Source organism: Phormidesmis sp. 146-12 (assembly GCF_052939495.1).
In genome coordinates this window covers 1-1,404 of record NZ_JBJPHS010000183.1, presented here as the reverse complement: position 1 = coordinate 1,404, position 1,404 = coordinate 1, and the positions used below count along the sequence as shown (strand labels likewise).

1 protein-coding gene is annotated in these 1,404 nt (G+C 47.7%); it reads left to right on the top strand.

Annotated features, from left to right (window positions below; all coding sequences use genetic code 11):
• On the top strand, window positions 1–298 hold a 298-nt coding region (locus tag ACKFKF_RS33465; RefSeq protein ID WP_446871693.1), incomplete at its 5' end, for a Shedu anti-phage system protein SduA domain-containing protein.
• Between the last annotated feature and the right edge of the window lie 1,106 nt (window positions 299–1,404).

Sequence of the window (1,404 nt, the reverse complement as noted above, 5' to 3'; positions counted from 1 at the left end):
CGCTAATTGTCGCACTTGGGATACTGAAGGTGCGACCGCAAAGGCTAACAAGTATCTCCAGAAAGCGGGAATAAATACCGTTCAACCCTCCGGAATTCTAATAATCGGCAACACAGCGCAGCTTGGGGATGAAGAGGACAGAATCACTTCATTTGAACTTTACCGTAGCAACCTGAATAATCCTAAGATCTTGACGTTCGATGAACTCTATGCGAGGGCAGAGTATATAGTAAACTCGGAGCTCGAGCGGCTGGAAGCTGATGAACCTGCTGATGGTAATCCTGCGAATCCGGACTAGATACATGATGCTGTAGTATTTTCGCGCATCCGATGGGAGATAGGAAAGTAGATCCTTCCCAATAAAAAGGTTTACAGCAGGGTCTCGGTTGCATTCTGTTGTATTTGTACACCTTGAAGGGTTTGCCAAATACGATTTTAAAAATCTGAAGAATGCGGTTTCAGCGTTGCGGGTAAATTTTAAAAATGAAGTTTGAAAAATTCTCGAGAGAGTTGAAAACTGGGACATTTCGTTCAAAAGATGAGTCACAGAATATGCACATCTATCTCCAATTTGATCTTGACACTTCAAGCTCCTATCAAAAAATCACAATCGATTGTTTTAGCGGTGAGGACCCTTTAAATCCGATGATCACTAGCTATTGCGCCTTAACAAATGTAGTTTCTTTTAAGATATGATCCTGGGAACAACTGTCTCGGGGCGCGGTTGGCAGGGACGCTTTTCCAGTTTTACACAAAAGGATCTTTCCCCATACACACAGTAGGGTAGGCAGATGCAGTTAAGCTGACATTGGGGAAGAGTTTGTTTGGAGGTTCGTGGGATTGGGGGTGCGGATTGGTTTGGGGTTGTCCGGTTGAGTCTGGAATGGTGCAGGTTTGTAAATGCGAAGCATTGCCGGCCTCACCGCCCCCTTAATCCCCCTCCCTGACCCCCAATGCCAGCAACCAACCCAACCCCGCAGGTCAAAGAGGGGGACTTTCCGGGTCCAAGGTTGCCGCCGGCTTCCCAAAGTCCCTCTCTTTCGCCCGACCTCTCCCACCCACAGCCAGCTGACGGGGCGAAGGAGAGGGATTTTAGGGTGAGGTCGAGGGATCACATTCTTTGGGTTCCGCGGAGAAACAGGCTTTCCAGGGGACCGCTCTCTGAGTCCACATCTTTGACCACAAATACCAGTAGTCCTCGCGACCAGGTTGGGTCATGCGGAGCGCTTGTTTCAGAATAAATCTCCTCCATGCGAAAGATCATGACTACAGTCGCAGTGATCTTCAAAAAGCTCGCCAAAATCCCTGAAAACCGTGCAGTGGCTTCAGAATTCCGCGCCAGAAATCAGGAAATTCTTGCAAGAATATTGAAACTTCTTGCAAGAAGTTTCAAATCTCTCTCCC